Annotated in this window: 25 protein-coding genes and 5 pseudogenes; 20 read left to right on the forward strand and 10 right to left on the reverse strand. The window is 37.0% G+C overall.

Annotation, left to right across the window (positions count from 1 at the left end; all coding sequences use genetic code 11):
- Positions 1-105: 105 nt before the first annotated feature.
- The 7 genes and pseudogenes from LZ575_RS23325 (at position 106) to LZ575_RS05170 (ending at position 5,900) form a co-directional block, all read left to right on the forward strand.
- The gene (locus LZ575_RS23325; protein WP_311195988.1) at positions 106-324 is read left to right on the forward strand and encodes a hypothetical protein; all 219 of its coding nucleotides are present in this window, start codon (positions 106-108) and stop codon (positions 322-324) included.
- A 17-nt stretch (positions 325-341) separates the two neighbouring features.
- Positions 342-1,581, forward strand: a pseudogene (locus LZ575_RS05150) (MFS transporter).
- 22 nt (positions 1,582-1,603) lie between these two features.
- Positions 1,604-2,743: a Gfo/Idh/MocA family protein gene (locus LZ575_RS05155; protein WP_235330676.1), complete on the forward strand. Its 1,140-nt coding sequence runs from the start codon at positions 1,604-1,606 to the stop codon at positions 2,741-2,743.
- A 20-nt stretch (positions 2,744-2,763) separates the two neighbouring features.
- Complete coding sequence (locus tag LZ575_RS05160) at positions 2,764-3,819, forward strand: sugar phosphate isomerase/epimerase (RefSeq protein ID WP_235329539.1); 1,056 nt, start codon at positions 2,764-2,766, stop codon at positions 3,817-3,819.
- A 12-nt stretch (positions 3,820-3,831) separates the two neighbouring features.
- Positions 3,832-4,224 carry a DUF1080 domain-containing protein gene (locus LZ575_RS23330; protein ID WP_311195989.1) on the forward strand — a complete coding sequence of 131 codons (393 nt, stop codon included), beginning with the start codon at positions 3,832-3,834 and terminating at the stop codon, positions 4,222-4,224.
- Between the two features lie 55 nt (positions 4,225-4,279).
- Positions 4,280-4,582: a DUF1080 domain-containing protein gene (locus tag LZ575_RS23335; protein WP_311196091.1), complete on the forward strand. Its 303-nt coding sequence runs from the start codon at positions 4,280-4,282 to the stop codon at positions 4,580-4,582.
- 103 nt (positions 4,583-4,685) lie between these two features.
- Entirely contained in the window at positions 4,686-5,900 is a 1,215-nt protein-coding gene (locus LZ575_RS05170; protein WP_235329540.1) for a bifunctional alpha/beta hydrolase/OsmC family protein, read from the forward strand.
- A gap of 2 nt (positions 5,901-5,902) precedes the next feature.
- Here LZ575_RS05170 and LZ575_RS05175 read toward each other — a convergent pair whose 3' ends face one another.
- On the reverse strand, positions 5,903-6,988 hold the full coding sequence (locus LZ575_RS05175) for an AI-2E family transporter (RefSeq protein WP_235329542.1): 1,086 nt from the start codon (positions 6,986-6,988) through the stop codon (positions 5,903-5,905).
- 294 nt (positions 6,989-7,282) lie between these two features.
- Here LZ575_RS05175 and LZ575_RS24210 point away from each other — a divergent pair, with 294 nt between their 5' ends.
- Both LZ575_RS24210 and LZ575_RS24215 read left to right on the forward strand, forming a co-directional pair.
- Positions 7,283-7,630 carry a superoxide dismutase family protein gene (locus LZ575_RS24210; protein WP_409187189.1) on the forward strand — a complete coding sequence of 116 codons (348 nt, stop codon included), beginning with the start codon at positions 7,283-7,285 and terminating at the stop codon, positions 7,628-7,630.
- The gene (locus LZ575_RS24215; RefSeq protein ID WP_409187190.1) at positions 7,569-7,874 is read left to right on the forward strand and encodes a superoxide dismutase family protein; all 306 of its coding nucleotides are present in this window, start codon (positions 7,569-7,571) and stop codon (positions 7,872-7,874) included. The genes LZ575_RS24210 and LZ575_RS24215 overlap by 62 nt, the downstream gene beginning before the upstream one ends.
- 69 nt (positions 7,875-7,943) lie before the next feature.
- On the opposite strand, the gene LZ575_RS05185 is transcribed toward LZ575_RS24215, so the two are convergent.
- The 6 genes and pseudogenes from LZ575_RS05185 to LZ575_RS05200 all read right to left on the reverse strand — a co-directional run bounded on the left by LZ575_RS05185 (position 7,944) and on the right by LZ575_RS05200 (position 11,906).
- On the reverse strand, positions 7,944-8,720 hold the full coding sequence (locus LZ575_RS05185) for a LytTR family DNA-binding domain-containing protein (protein ID WP_235329544.1): 777 nt from the start codon (positions 8,718-8,720) through the stop codon (positions 7,944-7,946).
- 120 nt (positions 8,721-8,840) lie between these two features.
- Positions 8,841-9,077, reverse strand: coding sequence for a 2TM domain-containing protein (locus LZ575_RS05190; RefSeq protein ID WP_235329546.1), 237 nt, complete (start codon positions 9,075-9,077; stop codon positions 8,841-8,843).
- Positions 9,077-9,373, reverse strand: coding sequence for a 2TM domain-containing protein (locus LZ575_RS23340; RefSeq protein WP_311195990.1), 297 nt, complete (start codon positions 9,371-9,373; stop codon positions 9,077-9,079). The genes LZ575_RS05190 and LZ575_RS23340 overlap by 1 nt, the downstream gene beginning before the upstream one ends.
- Before the next feature lie 94 nt (positions 9,374-9,467).
- A complete protein-coding gene (locus LZ575_RS23345; protein ID WP_311195991.1) occupies positions 9,468-10,112 on the reverse strand; it encodes a histidine kinase in 645 nt (214 codons plus the stop codon).
- Positions 10,099-10,413 carry a hypothetical protein gene (locus tag LZ575_RS23350; RefSeq protein WP_311195992.1) on the reverse strand — a complete coding sequence of 105 codons (315 nt, stop codon included), beginning with the start codon at positions 10,411-10,413 and terminating at the stop codon, positions 10,099-10,101. The genes LZ575_RS23345 and LZ575_RS23350 overlap by 14 nt, the downstream gene beginning before the upstream one ends.
- Positions 10,414-10,602: 189 nt before the next feature.
- Positions 10,603-11,906, reverse strand: a pseudogene (locus LZ575_RS05200) (NAD(P)/FAD-dependent oxidoreductase).
- 174 nt (positions 11,907-12,080) lie between these two features.
- On the opposite strand from LZ575_RS05200, the gene LZ575_RS05205 reads away from it, so the two are divergent.
- From LZ575_RS05205 to LZ575_RS05215, 3 genes are all read left to right on the forward strand, one after another.
- Complete coding sequence (locus LZ575_RS05205; protein WP_235329548.1) at positions 12,081-12,575, forward strand: RNA polymerase sigma factor; 495 nt, start codon at positions 12,081-12,083, stop codon at positions 12,573-12,575.
- A gap of 6 nt (positions 12,576-12,581) precedes the next feature.
- Positions 12,582-13,220 carry a hypothetical protein gene (locus LZ575_RS05210; protein ID WP_235329550.1) on the forward strand — a complete coding sequence of 213 codons (639 nt, stop codon included), beginning with the start codon at positions 12,582-12,584 and terminating at the stop codon, positions 13,218-13,220.
- 101 nt (positions 13,221-13,321) lie between these two features.
- Positions 13,322-14,308 carry a sterol desaturase family protein gene (locus tag LZ575_RS05215; protein WP_235329552.1) on the forward strand — a complete coding sequence of 329 codons (987 nt, stop codon included), beginning with the start codon at positions 13,322-13,324 and terminating at the stop codon, positions 14,306-14,308.
- An 84-nt stretch (positions 14,309-14,392) separates the two neighbouring features.
- Here LZ575_RS05215 and LZ575_RS05220 read toward each other — a convergent pair whose 3' ends face one another.
- Both LZ575_RS05220 and LZ575_RS05225 read right to left on the reverse strand, forming a co-directional pair.
- Complete coding sequence (locus LZ575_RS05220; protein ID WP_235329554.1) at positions 14,393-15,196, reverse strand: 1-acyl-sn-glycerol-3-phosphate acyltransferase; 804 nt, start codon at positions 15,194-15,196, stop codon at positions 14,393-14,395.
- 82 nt (positions 15,197-15,278) lie between these two features.
- On the reverse strand, positions 15,279-15,908 hold the full coding sequence (locus tag LZ575_RS05225) for a CoA pyrophosphatase (RefSeq protein ID WP_311195993.1): 630 nt from the start codon (positions 15,906-15,908) through the stop codon (positions 15,279-15,281).
- Here LZ575_RS05225 and LZ575_RS05230 point away from each other — a divergent pair.
- Positions 15,907-16,656 carry a peptidylprolyl isomerase gene (locus LZ575_RS05230; protein ID WP_235329556.1) on the forward strand — a complete coding sequence of 250 codons (750 nt, stop codon included), beginning with the start codon at positions 15,907-15,909 and terminating at the stop codon, positions 16,654-16,656. The two genes, LZ575_RS05225 and LZ575_RS05230, sit on opposite strands and share 2 nt — an antisense overlap.
- Here the strand turns inward: LZ575_RS05230 and LZ575_RS05235 are convergent, their stop codons facing one another.
- Positions 16,657-17,370 (reverse strand): RDD family protein, encoded by a 714-nt coding sequence (locus LZ575_RS05235; RefSeq protein ID WP_235329558.1) that lies wholly within the window; start codon positions 17,368-17,370, stop codon positions 16,657-16,659.
- Between the two features lie 503 nt (positions 17,371-17,873).
- On the opposite strand from LZ575_RS05235, the pseudogene LZ575_RS24220 reads away from it, so the two are divergent.
- From LZ575_RS24220 to LZ575_RS05270, 7 genes and pseudogenes are all read left to right on the forward strand, one after another.
- Positions 17,874-18,385: pseudogene (locus LZ575_RS24220) on the forward strand (stage II sporulation protein M).
- Complete coding sequence (locus tag LZ575_RS05245) at positions 18,357-19,211, forward strand: hypothetical protein (RefSeq protein WP_235329560.1); 855 nt, start codon at positions 18,357-18,359, stop codon at positions 19,209-19,211. Before LZ575_RS24220 ends, LZ575_RS05245 begins: the two are co-directional and overlap by 29 nt.
- A gap of 2 nt (positions 19,212-19,213) precedes the next feature.
- The gene (locus LZ575_RS05250; protein WP_235329562.1) at positions 19,214-19,969 is read left to right on the forward strand and encodes a DUF4129 domain-containing protein; all 756 of its coding nucleotides are present in this window, start codon (positions 19,214-19,216) and stop codon (positions 19,967-19,969) included.
- The gene (locus LZ575_RS05255) at positions 19,966-21,159 is read left to right on the forward strand and encodes a DUF4350 domain-containing protein (protein ID WP_235329564.1); all 1,194 of its coding nucleotides are present in this window, start codon (positions 19,966-19,968) and stop codon (positions 21,157-21,159) included. The genes LZ575_RS05250 and LZ575_RS05255 overlap by 4 nt, the downstream gene beginning before the upstream one ends.
- Positions 21,160-21,163: 4 nt before the next feature.
- Positions 21,164-22,175 (forward strand): annotated as a pseudogene (locus LZ575_RS05260) (AAA family ATPase).
- Positions 22,176-23,508: pseudogene (locus LZ575_RS05265) on the forward strand (DUF58 domain-containing protein).
- 98 nt (positions 23,509-23,606) lie between these two features.
- Positions 23,607-24,029, forward strand: coding sequence for a DUF2141 domain-containing protein (locus LZ575_RS05270; protein ID WP_235329566.1), 423 nt, complete (start codon positions 23,607-23,609; stop codon positions 24,027-24,029).
- Positions 24,030-24,048 lie beyond the last annotated feature (19 nt).

Here is a 24,048-nt window from a genome sequence, read left to right on the forward strand (position 1 = left end):
ACCCTTCCTGATTTTGGAAATTTTTGTTTAAAACGTGAAGGTGGCGAACTTTGGCAAGCCCCCTGTGTTGAAGAATATCCTAAATATCAGGGCGTTGAGGAATTAATGGAAAATGCAAAAGCCGTAAGTGCCAAATCCTATGATTTTAATGAACAGGGCCAAGAAACTACTATAGACTTTGGCAGAATGTTGAAAATAGTTAAGGACGCAGGATATACAGGCTATATAGGTATAGAATTCGAAGGTGAAAATCTTTCAGCAGAAGAAGGTATTCTTGCCACAAAGAAATTATTAATAGAAGAAGGACAAAAATTAACCAAATAAAAATAAAACAAAATTAGATGAAAGCTTTAGTTCGTTTTCAATTATCCACAATGATGTTCCTTGAGTTCTTCATTTGGGGAGGATGGTTTGTAACGCTTGGAACTTTTCTGGGCAATAATCTTGAAGCTACTCGATTCTCAAACGGCCATGGCATTTTCAACTCAGTCCTGGGGAGCAATAATAGCTCCCTTTATTATTGGTTTAATAGCCGATAGGTTTTTTAATGCAGAAAGAATTTTAGGATTTCTTCACCTTATAGGTGCAGTATTACTATATATGATGTACCAATCTCAGGATTTTGGTAGTTTCTATCCGTATGTTCTGGGATACATGATCATTTATATGCCCACACTTGCTCTGGTTAACTCTATCTCTTTTTTCCAGATGACCGATCCTGAAAAGCAATTTTCCGGCATAAGGGTTTTTGGAACCTTGGGATGGATCATTGCAGGTTTGGTAATAAGCCTTGTCTTTGCCTGGGACGCTCCTGAAGCTCGTGCAGAAGGTATGTTAAGATATACTTTTTTAATGGTCTCAATTGCCTCTCTCGTTTTAGGGCTTTTTAGTTTTACTCTACCTAAAACACCTCCAAGTAGTAAAGGTGAAAAAGTGAAGATCTCTGACCTTCTAGGATTAGAAGCACTGGCTCTTTTAAAAGGAAGAAATTTCCTGATGTTCTTTCTATCCTCTATACTTATATGTATTCCTCTTGCTTTCTATTATCAAAATGCCAACCCTTTTCTTGCGGAAGTAGGCATGGAAGATCCAACTGCAATGATGACCATTGGGCAAATTTCTGAAGCCCTGTTTTTACTGCTACTTCCCTTTTTCTTTAAGAAATTTGGATTTAAAATCACCTTATTAGCAGGGATGCTCTCATGGGTTATAAGATATTTTCTTTTCGCCTATGGAAATGCAGGAGAACTGGTTTACATGCTCATTATAGGAATAGCCTTACATGGTATTTGTTATGACTTTTTCTTTGTTTCCGGCCAGATTTATACCGATTCAAAAGCTGGTCCAAAAATAAAAAGTGCTGCCCAGGGATTAATTACACTGGCCACTTATGGAGTTGGAATGTTAGTAGGTTTTTATGTTGCAGGACTCATTAGTGACATGCATCTCAATCCTGATGGCAGCCACAATTGGGAACAAATTTGGATAGTTCCGGCGGGATTTGCTTTTGTAGTGATGATATTATTTGCTATTTTCTTCAAGAATGAAAAACTGGATAAAAAGGTAGTGGACAATCTATAGTTGAAATTAGCTATAAACAATGATGAGTAATAAAATAAGATTAGGTATTCTGGGCGGTGGTGGAGATTCCCTTATAGGTGTTCTCCACCGTGTTGCCTCTGTTATGTACGACCAATTCGAACTGATAGGTGGAGTCTTTAATATAGAACTGGAACAAAGTATTTCCTTCGCAAAGGAAATAGGAATAAGAACAAACAGGGTTTATAAAGATCTCGCTACTTTAATACAAGAGGAGTCTGCCCTTCCTGAAAATGAGAGAATGCAGGTGATTTCCATACTTACGCCTAATTTTCTCCACTTTCCCATGGCCAAGCAATTATTGGAAGGGGGCTTCAATGTAATTTGCGAAAAACCCCTTACTACCACTTACAAAGAAGCTAAGGTTCTTGAAGAAGCACTTCGGAAATCAAAAACAGTTTTTGCTGTTACCTATACTTATACAGGGTACCCTATGGTAAGGCAAATGAGAGAAATGATCTCTAACGGGCTTATTGGAAAAATCCAGAAGGTGGATGTACAATATTACCAGGGTTGGATCAATTCAATAATTCACGATGAAACTAAAAGAAAGAATGCCTGGAGACTTGATCCGGAAAAATCGGGGATAAGCTGTTGCGTAGGTGATATTGGAACTCATGCTTTTGATATGATTGAGTTCCTTACAGGTTTGGAAATAAAAGAAATTTTAGCTGACCTTAATTATCTCTACGAGGATAATAGAATGGACATTGATGGCACTATTCTACTTAGATTTTCAGAATTTGTCAAAGGCATTATCCGAACTAGCCAGATTGCTACTGGTGAGGAAAATAATTTTTCAGTAAGTATCTATGGAGAAAAAGCAGCATTAAAATGGGAACAGGAAAATCCTAATTATTTATATTTACTTGAAGAAGGCAAACCTTTAAAAGTATTAAAACCTGGTCACACCTATAATAGCAAGCTATCCCTTGACGGCACAAAATTACCTCCGGGACATCCTGAAGGTATATTTGATTCAATGGGAAATATTTATAAAGGAGTAGCCAAAGCTATTAAAGGAGAAGAATATCATCCTGCAGAATTTCCTACTATGAAGGATGGAATAAGAGGTATGAACTTCATTGAAAAGGCCGTAGAATCTCACCAAAATGGAAATGTTTGGGTTAAAATCGACGAATAATCAATTTATAAATAACTAACATGAAAACTATTAAAGGACCTGCGGTATTTCTAGCACAGTTTATGGACAGTAAGCCACCATTTAATACTCTCGATGGTTTATGTAAATGGGCAGCAGATCTGGGTTATAAAGGGATACAAATTCCTACCTGGGAAAACGCTTTGATCGATCTTACAAAAGCTGCAGAGAGCAAGACCTATTGCGATGAATTAAAGGGCAAAATTAATTCTTATGGACTGGAAATAACTGAACTATCGACTCACCTGCAAGGTCAGCTCGTGGCAGTTCATCCGGCTTATGATACTATGTTTGACAATTTTGCTCCTGAAGAATTACACAATAATCCCAAAGAGCGAACAAAATGGGCAGTGGAACAATTAAAAAGTGCAGCAAAAGCCAGCAGAAATCTTGGGTTGGACGTTCACGGCACCTTTAGCGGCTCACTACTTTGGCACACCGCACATCCCTGGCCTCAACGACCAAAAGGCCTGGTAGAATTAGGCTTTAAAGAATTGGCCGACAGATGGATGCCTATTCTGGACGCTTTTGATGAGCAGGGAGTAGATGTATGCTATGAGGTACATCCCGGTGAAGATCTGCACGATGGAGTGACCTTTGAACGATTTCTTGCTGCAACAAATAATCATAAAAGAGTAAATATTCTCTACGACCCCAGTCATTTTGTTCTGCAACAATTAGATTACATTGAATATATAGATCTTTACCACGAATATATAAAAATGTTCCACGTAAAGGATGCTGAATTTAATCCAACAGGAAAGAAAGGTACTTTTGGTGGTTATGAAGATTGGATAGACAGAGCCGGGAGATATCGACATCCGGGTGACGGGCAGGTGGATTTCAAGACTATTTTCTCCAAGCTCACCAGGTATGGATGCGACGTATGGGCTGTAATGGAATGGGAATGCTGCATTAAGTCACCTGAACAGGGAGCACGTGAAGGAGCGCCATTTATTCAAAGCCATATAATTGAGGCAACAGAAAAGAAATTTGATGATTTCGCAGGAACTGCCATTGATGAAAACAAATTAAAAAAGATCTTAGGAATTAATTAAAAACCAAATAAAATGAAGAAAACAAGTTTATTATTAATGGCAGTTGCTGTATTTACATTAAGCTGTAAAAATGACAAAGAATCACAGGAAGAGAGTGTAAATATGGAGCCACAGGAAGAAAACATTCCGGAAGATCAAGATAGCGATATCGCGCTATTTGATGGTCAAAATATGGATAACTGGAAAGCTTATAATGCAGATGAAATTACCGAATGGAAGATTGAGGATAATGCCTTAGCTTTTTCTCCTACGGAAGGTAGAGAAGGATCTCAAAATCTCATCTCTAAGGATGAATACACGAATTTTGAACTTTCCCTGGAATATAAGATTGCCGAAGGAGGAAACAGTGGAATTATGTGGGGAGTACAGGAGGATGAGAAATTTGGTGAGCCTTATTTAACCTAGTCCCGAAATTCAGGTTCTTGATAATGAAAGACATCCTGATGGTAAAAATGGTCCAATCCGCCAGACTGGAGCATTATATGACATGTCTGAACCTTCAGAGGACGTTACGAAGCCTGCAGGTGAATGGAACGAAATGACCTTAAGAATAAATTACGAAGAGAATCAGGGAACTGTAACTTTGAACGGAACCCAGGTGAACCAATTCCCTCTTCATGGTGAAGAATGGAATAAGCTGGTTGAAAACTCTAAGTTTAAAGACTGGGAGAACTTTGGAAAAGAAAGAACAGGCCATATCGCTCTTCAGGATCACGGGGATAAAGTATCCTACCGTAATATAAGAATTAAAGAATTGGAATAGAATTTAAGTTATCCCTTATATAAAAAGCTGCGGGAGAATCCTGCAGCTTTTTTCTTTAGGACCCATATCTAAAAAAATACTTATTTTAGAAAAAATTGCAAGAATGAACTCGTCCAAAATATTTTTTGAGAATAAAAACGGAGATAAACTGGCAGGTTATCTGGAAATGCCATTTAATACCCAAGCCCATAATTTTGTTCTTTTCGCCCATTGTTTTACCTGTAACAAAAATTTTAAAGCAGTCAAAAATATCTGCTCCGGTTTAACCTCTAAAGGTTTTGGAGTTCTAAGATTTGATTTTACTGGTCTTGGTGAAAGTGAGGGAGAGTTTGCCAATTCTAATTTTTCAGGAAATATTGAAGACCTTTTAGCCGCGGCAGATTATTTAAAAGAAAATTACAAAACCCCCACCCTTTTAGTAGGACATTCTTTGGGTGGCGCTGCAGTATTATTTGCTGCACAGCACCTGTCAAATGTAAAAGCCGTCGCTACTATTGGAACTCCAGCAAGTATAAAACACGTCACTCACCTGCTTCAAGACGAAATAGAGGAAATAAATTCAAAAGGAATGGCATCAGTAAATATTGGTGGACGACCTTTTAGTATAAAAAAACAATTCCTAAACGATTTAGACGAAAAGAAACTTAGTTCAATTTTACCGGAACTTAACAAATCTCTTCTTATACTTCACTCCCCCCAGGACACTATTGTTGAAGTAAAAAATGCTGAAGAACTATACCGCATTTCGAGGCATCCTAAAAGCTTTGTTTCTCTTGACGGTGCAGATCATCTTTTATCTAAAAAAGAAGACTCTTTGTATGTGGGACAGCTAATTGGCAGCTGGGCTTACCGTTATCTTGAGATTCCTGAAGTTCCACAGCCAAAATCGGAACATGAGGTGGTCGCACACCTGGGAAGCGAAGGCTTTACTACTTATGTAAAGACGCGAAATCACCAGTTAATTGTTGATGAACCCGAAAGTGCCGGAGGAAGTAATTATGGACCCTCTCCTTATGATCTTCTTTCTGCAGCACTTGCCTCCTGTACTTCTATGACCATTCAAATGTATGCGAGAAGAAAAAACTGGAAGCTGGAAACTGTTGAAACGCATGTGAATCACTCTAAATCTCACTCAGTTGATTGTGAGGAATGTGAAAAACCTTCAGCCAAAATTGACCTTTTTGAAAGGGAGATAATTGTGCAGGGGGAGCTCGACGAGAAACAAAAACAGCGAATTCTTCAAATAGCAGATAAATGTCCCGTTCACAAAACTCTTCACGAAAAGGTAGAAATAAAAACGAAGCTAAAAGATCTTTAAGGTTACTTCTTTAATTTTTTAATGATTTTATCAAGGAATGTTTCTTTAGCTCCCGGCCTTGCATAACCTATCAAAAACCCTAAGGGTTTTAGGTCTTGAGTATGGTCAAATAGAATTTTTAAAATTCCAAAGAGTGGAACAAATAAAATGAGTCCTGCTGCTCCCCATAGGGCACCTCCTATTATGACTGCAATAATTACAAATAATGGACTCTGCTGAACTTCAGACCCAATAATTAGCTCCAGAACATAACTTTCTATTAACTGAATAATGATAACAATAATTGTAAAAGATACTATTTCCAAAGTACTGCCTCCAAATATGATCATGAATAGAATGGGAAGCAATCCGCTTATAAACGGTCCAACATAGGGAATAACCGTTATGACCATTCCAAATATTATTAATAAAAGGGCGTGAGGCAGGTCATAACCAAAAAATGTAATGGTATACATTACCCCCAGAAGTAACATTACCTGGAGCCTGCCCCATAAATATTTATGGGCAATTTTTTGAGTTTGGCCTAGTATCTCCCGTGTTTCCTCCTTCTTTTCTTTGGGAACGTACATCATTATAAATTGCACAAATTTATCCCGGTTGATTAAAAGCAGAAAGATATAAATTAGAACCAGCAGAAATTTCAGGGTGATACCTGTAAAATCAGCGAGAAGGTTAGAAACAAAGTTTTGAACAAAGTCTAATATTTCTGCTAATCTGCCCTGAAATATTTCCTCCTGTTCCTGCAGGGAATAACCTGTGAGGTAAACTACTTTCTCCTGCAACACCAAAATATAGCCTCCTATTTCCTCCTTTTTCTCGACCAGGTCATTTACAAATATTCCCAGTTGCCGAATAATGAAAAAGAAAATAATACCAATTCCCAGGAATAACAAAAAAGTACTAATAAAAGAGGAGGAAATCCTGCCCCATCCTTTTTGCTCAAGAAAATTAGAGACAGGAACAAGGAGAGTTGAGAAAAAAACAGCAAAGGTTATAGGAATAAATATACTGGCTCCAAACCACAATGCGGCAATAATAAGGAAGCAGAATAAAAGTATGGAATTGGCGTGTTGTAGAGATCCTTTCACATGGATTTGTTAGAATTAGTAATAACTATAATAAAATAATTTGTATAATTTTATAGTTAAATCCTTTATAATTCTTCCTGCTAATCTTTCTAAAAGACGAATTTTAAAAAAAAATTAATAATTATTTTCATTTAGAAAAGGGAAAATGGAAAAGAATAGATAATTTTGAAGTAAGATATTTTACATGTTTTTAGTTAAAAAAAGAAAAATTCTTTTGTTAAGCTAAGCTTAAAACTTTGGTGAATATCGACAATCACTTTAATTTAGTTCCCAGATAAACCAATCTTTCAAATTATGAAAAAATTTAGCTTTACTTTTTTGTTTGCAGCCTCCATACTTATTGTAGGATGTAAAAACGAAAACAAAGAAAATACTACAGAGGCAGACAGTATGAACACTGATACTGAGATGACACAGGAACAAACTCAAGAGGCTAAGAAGATACAGGTCACCCTGGAGCCAAAAAGTGGAAGTGAACTTTCGGGAAATGCCGTATTCACTGAAGAAAATGGAGAAGTGACTGTAACTGCAATTATTGACGGCCTTGCCGAAGGAATGCACGCTATTCATATTCATGAAAATGCTGATTGTTCTGCAGAAGACGGATCATCTCTGCTATGGCTACTGGAATCCCACCTTTGAAAAACATGGAAAATGGGGTGATCCTGAAGGTTACCATCGTGGAGATATAGGTAATTTCAAAGTTGATGCAAATGGAAACGGAACAATTACTATGACTACAGACCAGTGGTGTATTGGTTGTGATGATGACACAAAAAACATAGTTGGTAAAGCAGTTGTAATTCATGACGGTGTAGACGATTTCACTTCTCAACCGTCTGGTGATGCTATTACCAGAGTTGGTTGTGGAACAATAACAGAATAAGATTTATAACATTATAACACAAAAGCAACCAAACGGTTGCTTTTGTGTTATATAAATGTGGCTTCCCTCCTATTCCAACCAATCCCGGAACTCTTTAACCCGCTCTCTTGCAACGATTATTTCCTGCTCATTAAACCTATTTAATTTAATTTTAAGCCGGGAGTTGCTGTAGCTAATAATATCACTAATTGAATTGATGTTAATAAAAAATTTTCTGTTTACTCTAAAAAAAGTTTGAGGGGGCAACTCATCCTCAAGATTTTCGAGACTTATATCCAGGGGAAAACATCTGCTTTCTGTTGTGTAAAGGTAAGTACCTTTATTCTCGCTATAAAGGCATTCTATTTCCTCTATCGGGATCATTTTAAGATGTTGTCCCACTTTAATGGTAAAGCGTCTCTTATACTCACGTTCCAAAGGATTTACCAGTAGCTTCCTTATATCTTCAAAATTTAATTGGACGTTTTGGGAAGCGGGAATCTTACCCTGATAATTATCTATCAAATTTTCATATTTTTTAACAGCCGCATCCAATTCTTCCTCATCAATAGGCTTTAGTAGATAATCAATGCTGTTAAGTTTAAATGCCTGGAGTGCATATTCATCATAAGCTGTGGTAAAAATAATCGCACTTTTGATATCAATAGATTCAAAAATTTCAAAGGAAAGACCATCATTTAGCTGAATATCAAGAAAAATAATATCCGGGTGCTCGTTCTCTTTAAACCATGATATAGACTCTTCTACAGAATGTAAAGTAGTAGATACCTTTACCTCCTTTTTTTCAAGCATCCTGTTGAGCCGTCTTGCAGATGGTTTTTCATCTTCTATAATGATAGCCTTCATTTAGAATTATTTAGCTGAATTATTTTTCTTCTTAAATTATTCCCAGCGTTTTCTTTCCAGTTTTTCCTGATCCATAAATTCCTGGATCTTTCTTTCTTCCCATTTCCTTCCAAAAATAAACTAAGTCCCAAAAACTCCCGCCCAATGCGCCAGTAAACCTATACCCCAAAGAAATGCGGTAATGTAATTCTCCAGATCCAGAAACCTGCTGGAAAAACTTTCATCCCAGGAGCCTCCTAAAATAATAAACAAATTCACAAGGATATAAACCAGGAGGTGCACGTAAAAACCTTTTATCTCTTTAACTCTTTTTTGAGCGGCTTTATATCTATTATTCTCTATGTACCTGTTTTCCATTATTTCCAGCTTTTATTCAGTTTCTCCTCTTTGTCTAAAATCTCTCTTATTTTTCTCTCTTCCCATCTCTTTCCATACCCATAAACAGTGAGGCCATGGATCGCTAACCCAATTCCCCATCCAAAAAGTGGAAACCAAAACCATTGAAACCCAAAATAGGTCTTATAGTTAATAAATATAAGAAAAGGAATAACCAGGCAGTAAGAAGTAAGGTTCCCATAAAATTCTTTTATTTCTTTAACCCGTGCCCTTGCTCTTAAATATGAATTATCTTCATTAGTTTTACTTTTTTCCATAACTGTAATTTGCTTGGTTAATAGTGGTATTTTAATACGAAATATCTCGCTGTTTTCTTCAATTGTAATTTCTCTTGATGTTATAAGGGAATACTTAGTCAACAATATTTTTTAAACCCACACCGCGCCTGGATTGCATTACTTCCTTTTTTTGCAGATTATTCTCAACAACCAGATACCCTACTTCTTCATAAAGTTTAATGTAGAGAGGTTTTGCTTCACTTACTATATTATGTTTTACTGTGTTTTCCAGGAGTAGCTGAAGAGATAGAGGCACCACCTTGGCCTCAGGATTTTCTATTTCCTGCGGAATACTATATGAAATACTATCTTCAAATCTCATTTTAAGCAGATTCATATAAGTAACAGCAAACTCCAGTTCTTCGCTTAAATTTACAAGTTCCTTATCCTTTTGTTCCAGAACGTACCTATATATTTTTGAAAGTGATGTTGTAAACCTTTGGGCAATCTCTGGGCTCTCCTCTATTAAGGAAGTAAGTACATTTAAACTATTAAATAAAAAGTGGGGATCTATTTGATTCTTTAAACTTTCAAACTTAGCTGAAGCAGTACCTGCAATTATCTTTTGCTCGGTAACCTTTTTTTCCTGCAACATTCGGTAAAAATAAATTGCATGGAAAAAGAGAGAAATTACCAAAGTTATAATAAGAGCAATGAAGTAGAACTGAAGATTTTCTGTAGCAAAAAATTCTTCGAAACTCTTACTAAGTGAAACCAACCTTATGAATTATCCTTATAAGGAAGATTGTGAAAAGGGTAAGAAATATTGATCCCAGCAAACCAATCCCAAACCGCCATTTGCCATTTCTCTTCCACTCAAGGGTATTCAAAAATCCAAAATAATAACCATTGACAAAACTTAGCGGCACGCTGTATAAAACATAAAGGCTCAGGCTTTCTAATAACCTTAAATTCAAAATGACTTCACCCCCGGATATGATCCTGAAACTTTGTTCCAGAAAAAAAAGAACCAGTCCAATTATAAAGCCTATACCTATGGCTTTGTAATACTTTCTCATATTCTATTTCTTTTTTTGTGCCTCTACCTCAGTTCCATTGGGAAATATTAACTTCAGTAGTATAATTATTTGCAGTCGCGCACATTTACTAAACAAATATCATCTCAAAGAGAATTCCTGGCAACTAAGATTTCCTCAACTGTAGTTTTTGGGAGCTGAAATGTAAAAAAGAAATATTAAATATAATTATTACGCCTTTTTATCCTCCATTCGCTTTTCATTGCCTTTGAACGGCCTAATGATTAGCCTTGATGCCTTATCATAATTAACGTAATTATATATCCAGTTAAAAAATGTCACTAAACGATTTCGAAAACCTATTAAATACCACAAGTGAATAAACATCCAGATGAACCAGGCAAAGAAACCACCAAACTTAAAATTTTCCAGATCTACTACAGCCCGGTTTCTACCTACGGTGGCCATAGTACCCTTATCTTTATAATTAAAAGGTTTCAGGTTTTCTCCTTTTAAGATCCTCATTAAATTTTTTGCAAGATGTTTACCCTGCTGTATTGCAGGTTGAGCAACCATAGGATGTCCCCTTGGGTAATCGCTGCTTTGCATGACCGCTATATCACCTATTGCAAAAATATTTTCGTATCCATTTACCTGATTAAATGTATTTACTTCGTACTTAAGTTAGCTTTTTCAATTAAAGCTGAAGCATTTAATCCTTTCACAGGAGCTCCGGTAACACCTGCACTCCATATAAACGTAGAGGTTTTAAATTCGCGATCGGTATTTGTTTTGACTGTAATTCCATCGTAGGATTCCACCATTGTATTCACGTGCACCTGGACGCCGAGCTCCTTTAAAAATTTTTCAGCTTTGGCTGAAGCTTCTTCGCTCATAGGAGGAAGTACCCGGCCCAGCCCTTCCAGTAAATGAATTTCCATTTCGCCTGTATCAATATCGGGATAGTCATTGGGCACCACATTATTTCGTAGTTCTGCAATAGCACCGCTTAGCTCTACCCCTGTAGGACCCGCACCAACTAAAATAAATGTAAGTAGCGCTTTTCTTTCGGCAGGATCATCGGTTATAACTGCCTGCTCAAGATTTTCCAGAATTAAACTGCGTATGTTTAGTGCCTGCGGAATGGTCTTCATCCACATCCCGTTCTTTTCTATACTTTTATTTCCGAAGAAATTAGTACGGGATCCTGTGGCGATAACAAGATAGTCATAGCCAACTTCTCCAATATTCGTATAAACAACTCTGGCTTCCGGATCAATACTTTGGACCTCGGCCATTCTAAAAAAAGCACGATTACTGGCTCGTGTAATTTTTCTCAAAGGATATGCTATGGAATCAGGCTCCAGGCCAGAGGTGGAAACCTGGTAAAGTAAAGGTTGAAATGTGTGATAATTATTTCTATCCAGAAGAACCGTTTGTACTTGTTCCTTAAGTAACTTATTTGTAAGGCTGATTCCTGCAAACCCACCTCCTATAATTACTATGCGGGGTAATTCACTTTTGGGAATATTCATGTCGAGGTTTTTCCAAAGTTATGACTTAAATAATGGAAGATTAAATGTTCATATTAATTTTTCGCTATAGAAATGCCTGGAGCGGATTAAAATATTAATAATCTAAGGAGTTATTAAAGCATCTTTGTAACAAATACTAACCTGGTAAGACATATATCCTGTTAACCCTCTTCAGTGAACAAGGAACTCGAACATAAATTTGTGAGCAATCTGGAAAAGCACCAGAACATTGTGCACAAAATCTGTCGGATTTATACCAACGATCAGGCGTCACATAACGATTTATTTCAGGAAATAACGATCCAACTCTGGAAGGCATATCCTAAGTTTAGAGGAGACGCAAAATTTAGCACCTGGATGTATCGGGTAGCTCTTAATACGGCAATTACACTATATCGTAAGAAAAAGCGAGGAATTCAGACTCAGGATTACGATTCTGTTCATTTCAGAATCCATGTTGAGGAATATGATGATGCTACAGAGCAGCAATTAAAGTTGATGTATAGTGCGGTAAAAGAATTAAATGACATTGAAAAGGCCCTGATTTTTTTATATCTGGAAGACAAAAATTACAAGGAAATCTCGGAAACTTTAGGTATTACTGAAGTGAATGCAAGAGTAAAAATGAACCGGGTCAAAACGAAACTTAAAAATATACTTAATCCGTAAAATAATATGGATGAATTAGAATTATTAAAAAAAGACTGGCAAAAGCAGGATGTTAATTATCCTAAGCTTAGCTATGATGAAATTTATAATATGCTATGGAAGAGATCATCCTCTATAGTTAAGTGGATATTTGTAATAAGCATAATTGAATTCTTGTTTTGGGGAATTGTTACAATATTCCTTGCCGATAATGATTACTGGAATGAAATGGAAAGACTCCACCTCAAAGAGTTTACTATCGTCTCTTATGTTATAAGTTATAGTATAACCTTCTATTTTATTTACAGGTTTTACAAGAATTACAGGAAAATTTCTGCGACAGATAATGCTTCCACCTTAATGGAAAATATTTTAAGGACTCGCAAGACTGTTAAATATTATATTGGATATGTACTCATCTCAACAGCCATTACGTCTTTAGTATTTACCTGCTTTGCCTTCAGTTTTCATTCTGAAAATACCCAGGTGGAGGAAGTTTCCAAATATACCTTCACTCTCACTCAATGGGTTATATTTTTGGGAATCATGGCAATATTTTTCGCTCTACTACTGGGATTGGTTTGGGTTTTTTACAGGCTACTCTATGGTATCCTCCTAAAAAGACTAAACAGAAATTATAAAGAACTTAAAAAGCTTGACTCCTAAACAATATAATTTAGAAGATAATCTACAAATAATTAGACTATAGAAAGGCTTATTGCTAACTTTGGAATATCCGGATAATCTTTACTCAATAAGCAAATTTTATGGATTTTACCAACCCATTAGTATATGGGGTGCCTGTTTTTCTGGGCCTCATCCTTTTAGAACTTACCTATAGCAGGTCGCACGATAATAAAGACCTTTATAAATGGAAAGACCTTACCTCCAGTTTAATGCTGGGGATAGGCTCTGCAGTACTGGGAGCCCTGGTAAAAACAGTGGCCATTATTCTCATCTTTAATTTTGTGTATGAAATCTTTAATCCTGTAGTTGATGGAGTAAGGGAGAATATTTTTGGATGGAATTCTTTTGGCTACGCCTGGTATGTGTGGATCTTATGCATGCTGGCAGATGATTTCACCTACTACTGGTTTCACCGTCAAAACCATATGATAAGGTTCTTTTGGGCAGCACACATTGTACATCATTCTTCAGATAATTTTAATTTGGGAACCGCTATTCGCAATGGCTGGTTTACCATTTTGTATAAACCGTTCTTTTACGTTTGGATCGTAATGATTGGTTTTCCTCCTGAGATGCTTGCGGTGTGTTTAGGTATAGAAGCTTTATGGCAATTTCAACTTCACACTAAATATGTACCCAAATTGGGGATAATAGAAAAATTTATAAACACCCATACAATGCACCAGGTACATCACGCCCGCAACCTGGAATATATGGACAAAAATCACGGAGGAATTTTAAACGTTTTTGACCGAATATTTGGCACCTGGAAGGAGCTTGATGATACTATTGAAATAGAATATGGAGTCTCTACCCCGCCTAATTCATATAATATCTGGGTGATCTTATCTCACGAGTATAAAAATATTTGGAGAGACACCAAAAAATCAAAAAATTGGTATCATAAGTTCATGTATGTATTTGGACCTCCAGGCTGGAGTCACGACGGCAGTACCAAAACCGTCAAAGAAATGCAGGCAGAAATGAATGCTGTATTACAGGAAGGAAACAATAGTGTAACCCAACCTGTTCCCGTGTCTCATAAAGAAGAAAAAACTCCTGCATAAATGCTGAAGCGGAAAACAAATTCCAGCATCAGCTTTTCGAAATAAATAAGAGGGGAGTTTTTAAAAGTGGGATCAGGTGAAAAATTAATACTCCCAACGCCTCGCTTTATTCAGTTCTTCCATTGCCTGCAATTCTTCCTTTGAAATTACTTTTAAAAACGAGGGATGCTGTTCAATAGAGTATTCCAGTTTTTCCACAATCTGCTCGATAGTTTCATTCTCGTAATCTATTTCCAGCGGCGGTTTAATCTGAAAAGACTGAAGTATTCCTCTTTTCTTGATCCTTATGCCCTTCTTATCAAAAGATCTTCTAAATCCATCTATTACTATTGGAATAACAATGGGTTTATGTTGCTTTATTATGTGAGCGGTACCTTTTCTAATAGGTTTAAATGGTTTTGTGGTGCCCTGGGGAAAAGTTATTACCCACCCGTCCTTTAAAGCAATACCAATATTCTCAGAATCATTTAGATTAACTTCCCTTTGGACATCTTCTCCTTTTGCCCGCCAGGTACGTTCCACTGTTATAGCACCTGCATAGGCCATGATCCTGGTTAATAATCCCGCCTGCATAGTTTCTTTTGCAGCTACATAATAAATATTAAGCTTTGGTTGCCATAGATATCCCACGTTCTTTATCGAATCTACCCTTCCACTTAAGCTGGCATTAAATACATGAAACATTGCCGTAACATCGGCAAAATATGTCTGGTGATTAGAGACGAAAAGGACATTAGTATGGGGAAGATTCTTTATAATTTCAGAACCTTCTATTTTAAGTTCATTAAACCCTCGGTACCTTCGGTGAGTGAGAACACCAAAAATCCTTATGAGCCACTTTTTAATGAAAAGTATATGACCAAATGGATTTCTTTTGAACAATCCCATACTATTGCGAGTTGCCGGATATTACCAATTTACCAATAAAAAGCGGGAGCAAATATAAAAAATCAATTATTACAGCAGCATTTTAAGCAATTCTTTTATTTCGCTCAACATCATAGCAGTTGCACCCCAAACCACATGGCCATTCAATGAAAACGCTAAGCACTTCTATCTCATCGGCATAAGAAGTGGTTAGAATTTGATTTATTAAATTCTTATCATCAAGGAACTCATCCAGATTAATTTCAAGAACAAGCTCCACCTCACTTTCCTGTGGAATTAATAGTGGAGTCTTTTCTACATAACCTATAAATGGATATACCCAAAAATTACTTGGCGGGATATACAAGGGGGTTAATTCTTTGACCACAACAACATCGGTTTGAGAAATACCTACTTCTTCTTCAGTTTCCCTAAGAGCTGTATGTCTCAAATCCCTGTCCAGATCTTCCACCCTTCCTCCCGGAAAACCCACCTGATTAGAATGTACTCCCCTGTAGGTTTTTCTAAGGATTAACACGAAATGTGTTTGATTTTGTGCATCAGGATAAAACACTGCCAACACTCCCGCTTTATTCGGATTAATATTAGTAAAATCCACTGTTTCCATCTCCTGTATGCGAAGGACCGGAGCCAATTTGTGCTGGGCTTCCTCCCCGGGAAGTTCTAATTTTGCTAAATTTGTTATCCTATACTTAAATTCATTAAAATCCATGGGAAGATACTTTTCAATCCTGCTTGTCGCGGTTGTTCTAATTTTTGCAAGTTGTGAAGATAAGGAAAAGTCGAATAATAGTAATGTAGATTCCCCATCAAACCCTACTCTCACAAGCAAAGACACTATCAAAGAAAAAGAGAAGAAAGGATCAGCCCCAGCAGGAAAAGAAGATCAGAAAACTCCTTACCGGGAGGGACCTATGCTGGTACAGGAAGAGTTAATTCCGTTCTTAACTAAATACGGAGAAGAAAATCCTCAGACCAGGGTCAGGATCAAAACCCGTTTTGGTGATATTGATGTAGTGCTCTACCGGGATACTCCGTTGCACAGGGCAAATTTTATTTTTCTGGCTAAACAGGGATATTTTGATGATACTTTCTTTCACAGGGTAGCTAAAGACTTTGTTATTCAGGGGGGAAATTCTGACAATATTTCTACCAGTAAAAAGAGAACCAACATAGGATCTTTTCTAATTCCCAGTGAATTTGAGGCGGGACACAAGCATACTCGTGGCGCATTTTCCGCAGCAAAATACGCTGAGCAAAATGTGAGTAAAGCTTCTTCACCTTATGAATTTTTTATCGTACAAAGTGATCGCGGTGCACATCATTTAGATAACGACCACACCGTTTTTGGCAGAGTGGTTAGTGGAATGGATGTAGTAGATGAAATTGCCCAACAGGAAGTTGGAGAGGGGGAATGGCCTTTATTGAATATTTATATTGATGTAGAGGTGCTTGAATAATTATTGTCGCGTATAGTAATTATAATCCTCCAGGATGATCTGGATGAAATCATAAGGTCGCTCCCTGGGCTCTACCTCAAGAAGTTCCGAAACCTTTTTAGATAGAATATCTATAATCTTTTGGTTTCCAAATTGCTTCGCATCTGTATACAATCTTTTTATCTCCTGCACGTCTTTATCCTTTAAAACTGTTACCTGTGGGTAGGAAGGCTCATAGTCATCAGGAAGATCTATTAAAAGGGTTTGCGAAAGCCCAACCTGCTGTTTTTCTGTAATAACGGTTGTGCCTGCTGCCAGATCTCCAAGCCGTTGACCCTTTCCATTTAAGAGAATAGTCACTACCGCTACTCCCCCACTGGTTAAACTTATATCTATAATTCTAAGAAGCCATCTAACAATGTACTGGTTGAATCGCGGCCTTGCCCCATCCATTCTTACCACTCTTAACTGCATTGCTGCTTTTCCCGGAGTTCTACCGTTGTTGAAGGTTTCCCATAGCAAATAGTATAAAAAAAGAGGTAATCCTATCACGAGGTAATAAACCCAGAGTTCCCCACCGTCAAGGCCCAATCCTGCTATAGCAAGGGAAGATAATATAGAATAAAAGATGAGAATAATAGAATCTATTATAAAGGCTACTATACGTTCACCTATGCCCGCAACGTTTTGATGTATACCAATATTTTGAGCAGTTTCTATTTGAAAATTATCCATTTAATACGTTTCTTTGAGACAAATACCTGTATCTATGCGCGAGGCTGCATTCGTGAAGCAAAATAAGAATAAATGGCTGAAATTTGAGCAGGAGCTTCGCAATAAAAAAAGGTAATTCCCGGAGAAATTTCAAAGTTATACCTGGAAATTACCGATGACCTTAGCTTTGCCAAAACATTTTATTCCGGTAGTAATACTGTTACTTATTTAAACGGGCTGGCAGCCACTGCCCATCAAAAGATATATACCAATAGAAAAGAACCCGGGAATGTCTTCTGGAATTTTTACGCCAGGGACTTTCCAAAGATGTTTTATGGTCATCAAAAGCAACTTTTACTCAGCTTTGCGATCTTTGCCACCTTTGTAGCTGCTATGTTTTTTCAGCTTCAGGCGATGGCGCTTTTGTAAGGGCAATTTTGGGAGATGCATATATTAATATGACGCTGGAGAACATTGCTAATGAAGATCCTATGGCCGTTTACAAACAAATGGGAGAATTGGATATGTTTCTGGGAATCACCATCAATAATATTAGAGTGGCGCTTATGGCTTATACGTTTGGCATCCTTGCGGGCTTAGGAACTGCTTTTGTGCTTATGCAAAATGCTATTATGCTTGGGTCCTTTCAATACTTTTTTTATGAGCAGGGATTATTATGGGAGTCTGCAAGGACGATATGGATACATGGAACTATTGAAATTTCGGTTATAGTTATTGCTGGTTGTGCAGGTTTGGTTGTGGGAAAGAGTATTTTGTTTCCGGTACCTACACGCGTCTCACTTCTTTTGTGAAAGGGGTAAAACAAGGCCTGAAAATTGTTTTAAGTACAATTCCATTTTTTATAATTGCAGGTTTTCTTGAGGGATTTGTTACCAGGTTAACCGGGATGCCAGACTGGCTTGCAATCCTTATTATATGTGCTTCTTTATTGCTAATATTATTTTATTACGTTTACTATCCTATTCTTCTAAATTATAAAGCCCATAATGCAAAAGACAAATTACATACAGTTTAAGAAACAAAGAGAATTAGGAGACATTCTTACGGTAACATTTAAATTTATAAGAGAAAATTATAAAGCACTGTTCAGGAATATTTTAAAAGTGACAGGTCCCTTTTTTTTAATTATGGTGGCCGCCTTAGGATACTATACCTGGTCTGTAGCCGGGAGCCCTTTTGAAGCTCTTAGTAACGGATTTGGAAATTTTATAATTTCTTTCTCAGTCCTTGCTTTTGCCCTGCTGTTATTCTACTCCGCCCTGTACGGCACTGTTTTCCATTATATAAAATCTTATGTGGAGAATGATGGTGCTGTAGTAGATGAAGCCGTTAAGCAGGGAGTACAAGAGGACTTTTTAAAATTACTTTTGTTATTCTTCCTTACGGGAATTCTAATTCTGGCAGGATTAGTCCTTTTTGTGATTCCCGGTATTTATGTAATGGTGCCACTTAGCCTGGCAGCTGCTATACTGGTCTTTAAAAGATATAGCGTTACAGATGCTATTTCTTACTCTTTTGATCTGGTAAAAAATCATTGGTGGATGACCTTTCTTACTTTACTGGTTATAATGATGTTGGTGTACATCATTGGATTGGTCTTCCAGATTCCGCTAATTATCTACATGATCGTAAAAACTTTTACAATGGTACAGGAAGGTTCGGTTGCAGATCCCTCTGCATTTACAGACTGGCCGTTTTTAGTCCTGAATGTAATTTCTTCAGTTATTCAATATTTACTTTCGGTTATATCGGTAATAGCCATTGGGTTTATATATTTTAATCTCAATGAACATAAAAACCTTACTGGAACCTTTGAAACTATCGAGAACCTGGGAAATTAAGTATGAATATTCGGCTGATCATTCTTTTACTGTTTTTTTACAGCACAAGTCATTTTGCTGCTCAGGATTCTGTTGGTATAAGTCAACCTGGAGTGCAGTATGATACTGTGTCTCCCCGGCAGCCAGTAGAATTTGATTCAGAAAAAATAGAGGCTTATAAAGAGCAAAGTGCTTTTGCTTATTTAGAGGAAGTTGAGAATGATTCCTGGTGGACAAGGTTTAAGAGGTGGCTGGATCTAAAGTTTAATCAGCTCACCAGCTGGTTATTTGGAGAGTATGAACCCAATTCTTTTTTCGCTTTCCTGTTAAGAATTTTACCTTACCTCATTATAGGTTTGGTCCTGGGTTTCTTCGTGTGGCTTTTTCTGAAACTGAATCCCGGAGCATCCATTTTGGAGGAACAAAAAGCACCACAGGTAAGTTTTAACGAAGAAGAAGAATTAGTACGCTCAGGAGATATTTCAGAATTGATCGAAAATGCGATCAATAGTGGTGACTACAGGCTGGCGGTGAGATATTATTACCTGCAGCTATTACGAATTCTCGATGATAAAGATTTAATAAATTACGAATACCAGAAAACAGATTCAGAATATTTAGCTGAAGTAAATAATGAATTCAAAAGTCCTTTAAAAAAAATAATGCGGCTTTACGACTTCATCTGGTATGGAAACTTCCCTGTTACTGCTGAAGATTTTTCGCGGGTACAAAGTTCATTCTTAAATTTTAAATCTTTGCTAAAACCAAGCAGGAAATGAGTAAGATCGGCAAGATTGCATTTGGACTTTTCCTTCTTCTGGTCTTATTTCTTACCTACCTGGAAGCCTCTGAGCCGCAGCCTGTAAACTGGAATCCCAGCTACCTCGAGACAGATAAGATTGCGCTGGGTAGTTATGTATTTTATGAATCCTGGAAAGAAAATACAACAATACCTATTGAGAAAATTGAACTACCTCCTTTTGAATTTCTGGAGCAGGGTCCTACAGGAACTTATTTTTTTCTAAACAATTATCTCGATTTTGATGATGCCGAATTAAAGAAGCTTTTGAAATGGATAGAATCGGGAAATACTGTTTTTCTTTCAGCAGGTTATTTTGGCCAGAACCTTCTTGACACTCTCAAATTAGAGACAAAGACCTATATTCCCGGTGAAGATTTTACCTCAATGCCATACCTCGATCTTGTAAATCCCGATCTTAGAAGTGCTGAACCTTACCAGTACTCCCATGATGTAGGTCTTGAGTACTTCAGCAAAATTGATACCCTTAAACATACTTTGCTGGGGGTAGCAGATTTGGAATTCTTTAAGGATCCCAAAGATGCCTATCCTGTTTTTCTAAAATCCTCCTGGGGTAAGGGAACTTTATACCTTCACACCTTTCCCGAAGCCTTTGGTAATTATTTTCTTCTCACCAATTCCAATTACAGGTATGCCCAGGGAATACTTTCATATTTGCCAAAAAACGAAACAGTATATTGGGATGGGTACTACAAAACAGGAAAAACCTATTTTACTTCACCACTATATGTGCTTTTAAATAACCGCGCCTTAAAATGGGCGTATTACTTCCTTCTCCTGGGATGTATTGTATTTATAATTTTTGAGGGGAAAAGAAAACAGCGACCTGTTCCTGTCATAAACCCCCTGAAGAATCAAACCTATGAATACTCCCGTACAATAGCAGATCTCTACCTGGAGCAGAAAGATTATAAGGCACTTGCCATAAAAAAAATAGATCATTTTAATGACTACCTTAGAAACAGGTACAGGATCTTTTCCAATTGGAAAGAAGACAAATTTTATAAAGAATTAGCTGAAAAAAGTAGCCATACCGAAGAAGATACAAAATACTTATTCAGAAAATTTCAGGAGATCACCAACAAAACCGAAATAACCAAAGAAGAATTACAGGACCTTAATCAAAAGATTGATTCCTATAAACAATAACATAATGGAAAACGAAATTACCGGAAACCCCGAACCAAATTCCGAAATAAACTTTAGTAATAGAATACCTCTGGAAGATCTTCAACAGGCAGTTCAGGATCTAAAAACTCAACTGGGGAAAGTAATTATAGGACAGGAAAAATTTGTGGAATTACTTATCACAGGTCTCCTGGCAAATGGACATGTTTTAATTGAAGGCGTTCCGGGTGTGGCAAAAACGGTAACAGCCAAGCTCTTTGCAAAAACTTTGGAAACAGATTTTAGCAGGATCCAGTTCACTCCAGATCTTATGCCCAGTGACGTATTGGGAACATCGGTCTTAAATGCGAAAACATCAGATTTTGAATTCCGACAGGGTCCTATTTTTTCCAACATAGTTTTAATTGACGAGATCAACCGGGCACCTGCAAAGACCCAGGCTGCGCTCTTTGAAGTTATGGAGGAACGACAAATTACAATAGATGGTAAAAAGTACGCTATGCAACCTCCATTTATGGTACTTGCCACTCAAAACCCAATTGAACAGGAAGGAACTTACGCGCTGCCGGAAGCCCAACTAGACCTAGTTTCTATTCAAGATTAAAGTAAATTACCCCACTCCCGAAGAGGAAATGCAAATCCTCCAGTCACACCACGAGAGGAAAGGTGCTCTTCCTGAAGCTGAAATTACTCCTGTTCTTACCCCCGAAAAGCTCCTGGCGCTACAGGTACAAATTAGGGAAGTATTGGTAGAAGAAAAACTGCTCACCTACATAACTCAACTGGTAATAAAAACAAGGAATCATCCTCATTTATATCTTGGTGCCTCTCCCCGTGCAACCATCGCTGTTATGAATGCATCCAAAGCAATGGCAGCAATTGAAGGTAGAGATTTTGTAATTCCCGAGGATATTAAAAAAGTTCTTGTTCCTGTACTTGCACACAGAGTTATCTTATCTCCGGAAAAAGAAATGGAAGGGATTACACAGGAGAATGTGATAGATATTATTGCCAACACTATAGAAATTCCCAGGTAAGTGGTTAAATTCCTGAAGTCGCTTTATTTTCACCAGCGGGTTTTCACCGCTGTCTTTAGTATAGCAGTTTTATTTCTGTTTTCATACTGGTTTCCATTTTTGTATGCACCCACCTGGATCCTGGCAGTACTTTTGGTAATTTTTATTTTAATTGATACTATTAGTCTTTATCAAAAACAAGGAATATCTGCAAAACGAATAGTTCCTGAAAAGCTGTCAAATTCAGATAAAAATTCAATTTATGTAAATCTGGAAAACTAAGTTCGGCTTTAAGGTATTTGTAGAAGTTATTGATGAAATCCCTATTCAGTTTCAAAAGAGAGATTTTAAACAACTTCTCTCAATTTCAGCTAAAGGAAAATCAGATTTTAGTTATTCTTTACGACCCGTGGAACGTGGAGAATATTACTTCGGAAAATTAAACGTATATGTCTCCACAGTCCTGAAATTGGTTAAGAAGCGACTCATATTTAATGAAGACCAGGCTACCAAGGTCTATCCTTCCTTTATTCAAATGAGAAAGTATGATTTTCTCGCCATAGATAACAAGCTTAAGCAACCGGGATTAAAAAAAATTAGGCGTATAGGACACACCCAGGAGTTTGAACAGATAAAAGAATATGTAGCTGGAGACGATGTAAGAAGTATAAACTGGAAGGCCACTGCAAAACAGGCAAGCCTAATGGTTAATCAATACCAGGATGAGAAAGCCCAGCCAATTTATTCTCTCATTGACACGGGGCGTGTAATGAAAATGCCTTTCAACGGCCTTAGCCTATTAGATTATTCTATTAATAGTACACTCGCTTTTTCAAATGTTGCTCTCCAGAAAAAAGATAAGGTAGGAATGCTTTCATTTTCCAATGAAACGGGAAACCTTTTGGCAGCGAACTCCAAGAAGTCTCACCTTTACCAAATTTTAGAAAATCTTTATAATATAAACACTCAGTTTTTAGATACTGATTTTGGATTACTGTATGCCTGGGTAAAGAGAAAAATTAAGCAAAGAAGTCTTCTTCTGGTCTACACGAATTTTGAGCACATGAATGGGCTGGACAGGAATTTGCCTTATCTGCAGGCTCTTTCCAAACAACATATTCTGGTGGTTATTTTCTTTGAAAATGTTGAATTAGACAAGGTTATAAAAGCAAAAACTGATAATATTCCTGATATTGCTCATCAAACAATTGCTGAAGATTTTGCTTTTGAAAAACGATTAATGGCAAAAAAACTTCAACAACACGGTATCCAAACTGTTCTTACAAAACCTGAAGATCTTACTGTAAACACTATCAATAAATATCTCGAGATAAAGGCCCGGGGACTTATATAACAATTCGTCCTTATATTTCCACACTTCAGCCCTTTGCATTTTTCTTACCTGAAGAACTCTGGTAGTTTTGTTTTGTACTAATCTCAAAATCAAAAGTTATGACAACTGTTATTTTATTTTTTTCATTGCTAATGTTTCAGCAGACCACACATTTAAACGAAGCAACAAGTATTACTGTAGTTGTAGAAAATTTACAATCTAGTGAAGGAACTCTTATAGTAAGCCTGTCTTCCGAAGAAACTTTTATGAAAGCAAAGCCCGAGTATACCTTAACCAGTAAAATTTCAAATGGAAAAGCCACTGTAACCTTTGAAAATATTGGACCCGGTTTCTACGGAATCACGGTCGTTCATGATGAGAATGACAATTCCAGAATGGACTTTGATTCTTCTGGGATGCCAACCGAAAATTATGGCATTTCCAATAATAAAATAAATCCCTACGGTCCCCCGGTATGGAGTGATGCAAAATTTGAAGTCAATGGTCAACCTCTTGAATTTAACATTAAACTTACACGTTAAACTATAGATGAAATTAGGA

This window comes from Antarcticibacterium sp. 1MA-6-2 (assembly GCF_021535135.1).
In the GTDB taxonomy this organism is placed as follows: Bacteria; Bacteroidota; Bacteroidia; order Flavobacteriales; family Flavobacteriaceae; genus Gillisia.